The organism is Nostoc mirabile CHAB5784, assembly GCF_020829645.1.
Lineage (GTDB): Bacteria > Cyanobacteriota > Cyanobacteriia > Cyanobacteriales > Nostocaceae > Nostoc > Nostoc mirabile.
On record NZ_JAIVFS010000244.1, the window covers coordinates 1 to 3,804 of the forward strand.

Annotated in this window: 3 protein-coding genes; all 3 read right to left on the bottom strand. The window is 48.1% G+C overall.

The genetic code is table 11. The features are described from left to right. Positions 1 to 173: 173 nt before the first annotated feature. From LC653_RS47770 to LC653_RS45020, 3 genes are read right to left on the bottom strand one after another with little or no spacing between them, the layout of a single operon-like run. Positions 174 to 524, bottom strand: a complete 351-nt coding sequence (locus tag LC653_RS47770; protein WP_372478314.1) for a 3-oxoacyl-[acyl-carrier-protein] synthase III C-terminal domain-containing protein — start codon at positions 522 to 524, stop codon at positions 174 to 176. A 29-nt stretch (positions 525 to 553) separates the two neighbouring features. After that, positions 554 to 1,690, bottom strand: coding sequence for a 3-oxoacyl-ACP synthase III family protein (locus tag LC653_RS45015; RefSeq protein ID WP_229501712.1), 1,137 nt, complete (start codon positions 1,688 to 1,690; stop codon positions 554 to 556). A gap of 17 nt (positions 1,691 to 1,707) precedes the next feature. Continuing rightward, entirely contained in the window at positions 1,708 to 3,507 is a 1,800-nt protein-coding gene (locus tag LC653_RS45020) for a ScyA-related TPP-binding enzyme (protein ID WP_229501713.1), read from the bottom strand. Positions 3,508 to 3,804 lie beyond the last annotated feature (297 nt).

Genomic DNA, 3,804 nt, shown 5'->3' on the forward strand with positions numbered 1-3,804 from the left:
GGCGATCGCTTCCATGACACTGCATCAAGGACGACCGCCTGACCCCTCCTCGACTGTTCAATAACTTTCAAAGCTGTAGCCCTTATTCCGTATAGCTTAGAGCTTTTCTTAGTGCCATTCGACTCTGCGCCTCTGTGGTTCGTTATTCCGTAACTTTTGCGTAAGTCCTATTGCTATACAGTAGTAAGAATGTTGCTGACTGATTTATTCAGATTGACTGCGGAAGCCGGGAGGGTTCCTAGTTTCACATCGCCCCAGCGCATGACGGTAGCAGCAGCAGTAGATGCAGAGTAAATAGTATAAAAAAGCACTAAACTATTTTCTCGAATTTTCTCTGATTGAGCACCGTAGTACAGATTGGCAATGGGAAGCACAGGCCCAATATTGGCATAATACGGGTAGAGATTGATTGTACGGTCTGGATCAATACCTAGTGAGTGTGCACACAGATTAGCGTACCAGGCAGTTGGTGTATTGAAAGCAAAGAAGTTAATATCATCGAGGCTCAGACCAGCAGATGCGATCGCACCAGCTGTTTTATCTGAGGATACACTTACCTAGCCAACAACGGAATTTTATCTTCCTGCTGGTTACGGTAAACGGTCTCAGCAGGGAGGGGTCCCAACTTGACATCGCCCCAGCGCATCACAGTTGCCGCTGCGGTAGATGCAGAACCAATTGTATAAGCAAGAACCAAGTCATTTTCCTGGACTTTGCCCATTTGTGCGCCATAGTACATATTGACGATGGGGAGTACTGGTCCAATGTTTGCAATCTGCGGGTAGAGATTGATTGTGCGCTCCTGATCGATGCCCAGCGCCCGCACGCACAAGTTTGCATACCAGGCAGTGGGTGTATTGAAAGCAAAGAATTTGATATCATCAAGAGTCACACCTGCGGCTTCAACAGCACCTTGAGTGCATGCACGGACGAACTGCACACCCGTGCCACGGATCTGTTGGCTGGCGTTTTTCCCATTTTGGATACGCATCCGTGGGTTGCCCTGAGCATCTGTTATGAGTTCATTAAAGAAAGCTCCGCAGGTGGCAGCGGTATGAATGATTTTAGTTGCCAAAACTCCTTGGTTCGGCTTGAGGGCACTGACCACAAAGGCTCCAGCACCGTCACCCATAAACCAAGATAGGGTATCGTCTTCGTCTACCAACCGAGAGTAAGTGCAAGAGATGACAACCAACACATTGCGGTAGGCTCCCGTTTGTACCAGTGCATTGGCAGTCTGGAGGGCAACCAAAGCACTAGAACAGGTAGACTCAAGATTCCAGGCGGGGCAACGCAAGCCCATTTCACCAACTAAGAAAGAAGCATTGCCCGGTGCAATTCGTTCGGGAAACAGGGAGGTGACAATCATTAAATCGACATCCTCGATCAACATCTCTGCGGCAGCGATCGCATCAAATGCTACGCGCTTCTCCAACGTCATCGAGGACTCATCTGATGCCAGTATCCGTCGCTCGACAGCTCCACGGAAGGGGTCTGACAAATAAGGTATCATCTCTTCGTCGAACTCGCTGGTTTTAGCGTTGGGGTCGTTAGCTGAAAACAATTTGGCTAATGCCTTTTGCTCGGCACCAGTCACTAACTGTGGGTACTTATGACGCCAATATTCGTTTGTACGTACAATTTTAGGGAAGGTAACTGCAATTGAGCGAATTCCTACTGCTTGATTCATGATAAATCTCCTTTTAATTACTTATTTGTTTCTTTAGCGCCTTGTTCAATCAGACTCTGAATACGACTGCCAAAGGGTGCAGTTTGTGTTGGGTCGATAATGACATCAACAACAAACGGTATCTTAGAAGCAAGTGCTTTCTCTAATACAGCCTGGAGGTCGGTTTCGCTTTCAACACGGATGCCGTCAGCTCCCATTCCCCGGGCGATCGCCACAAAATCCACTGGTGACATCTGAGTGTCTACACCCTTGAATCCCAATAACGCCATACCTTGAGTACACATGTTGTAGCGTGAGTCATTCAGAACAATCCAGACAGCGGGAATCTGATATTTGACTGCGGTGCTAACTTCGCTATTCATCAGCATGGCACCATCCCCAAGAATGGCGACAGCTTTATTATTTTGTACCAAGGCAGCACCCAAGATACCCGTAGCAGCATGTCCCATTGAGCCAAATCCAGTACTGACCCGGTAGCGACCTGGTTTAGTAAATCGCAGCGTGTGGGTTCGCCAAGCAAAGGAGTTACCTGCTTCAGTCATCACCACTGCATCGCTTTTCTCGACAAATACCCGTTGAATCGTATCCATCAGCACATCAGGACGCACTGGACCTTCAGCTTGGGGTAGGAGTGGCACTCGCTGGGGATTAGGCAGTACAGGGCAGTTACCGGGACGATTGGGAAAGTACTTGAGTAGTGCCTTGACGAAGACTTGCACATCCGACTGGATAGAGAAAGTCTCGACAGATGGATAAGCAGTTCCTGGCACTTCTGGGTCGATGTCTACATGCACAAATCCTTTCTTTGGAACCATTGCCGGACTCCAGAACGAGGTAAATTCACCAAGCCTGGTTCCCAAAACCAATATACGCCCAGGACTTATGTCCTGCATGTATTTCACAACTGAGTTATGTCCACCAAAGCCTGTCACGCCCAAATACTGAGGATGATTTTCGGGAAAGATGCCCTTACCACGGGGTGAAGACATCACCGCAGATCCGGTTCTTTCGGCAAGTTGGCGGATTTCTTCTGCTGCACCTCTAGCACCAAAACCAACCCAGATGGCAAAAGGCCCTTCAGAGAGTAACTGTACAGATTTGGCGATCGCATCCTCCCCAGCAGTTGTCAGAGTTTGCGAGAAAGTCACACGAGGTAACGATGCCTTGAGCAAACTTGATTGGATGGTTGTGGGAACACTTAGATGAGCCACAAATCCACCCGGTCGTGCTAAACCAGCAGCAAGTCGGCGTGCAATCTCTGGCAGTTCTTCACCAGACTCAATGCTGGTAGCATAGTGAAACAACGATCCAGAATTACAAAAAAGTTCACTGGGCATTGTGTAGCTACTGGTTTCTTGGAAAGCCCACCGTCCGCGCTGCGGTGCTGAAGTCGCAGGTGATAAGAAAATCACCTTCGCACCTTCCCAGCGGGCCGCGAACAATCCAGTCAGCATATTGGTAATGCCTGGACCAGTGGTGGTAAACACAACAACAGGGCGGTTATTTGCAAAGTACGACTCAATGGCTGCAAAACCTGCTCCAGTTTCGTGGCGGAAGTGAAGTACCTCAATGACGCTGTGTTCCAGACTTGCCCAAAGGGAAGCGATCGCTCCTCCAGAGACGCCAAAGGCATGGCGTACTCCCAAATCTTCCAGCATTTTGACCACAGTGTCTGCAACTGTCAGCTGAGTTGGTTCTGATTGGCTAGATTGTTCATGAGACGATAGGACTAAGGAGCCTGTGGGTTGCGCGAAAATAGTAGATCCAGATGATTTTTGCCCTGAGATGTGATTGGATTTAACATGAGTGTGTTGCATTGAATGAACCTCTTGTTAGGTTTTTTGAGTACTTGGTTAAATTTCTGATTCAGACGGTAACAGTAGCGTATTGAGGAATTGATTTCTGACGCAAAACTCGCTTGAGGACTTTACCAGTTGGGTTTTTGGGAAGTGAATCTACAAATTGAATAACATGGGGAACTTTATAAGTAAGGATTCAGGTGGCAGAGTATTGACAAGGAGGACACTTGAGGGTGAGTATCACAAATATGAACCAAAGCCAGCCTGAAGAATTAGACCGAGAAAGTTTGAGCCAGTTGCCCAAAGAAGAACTGG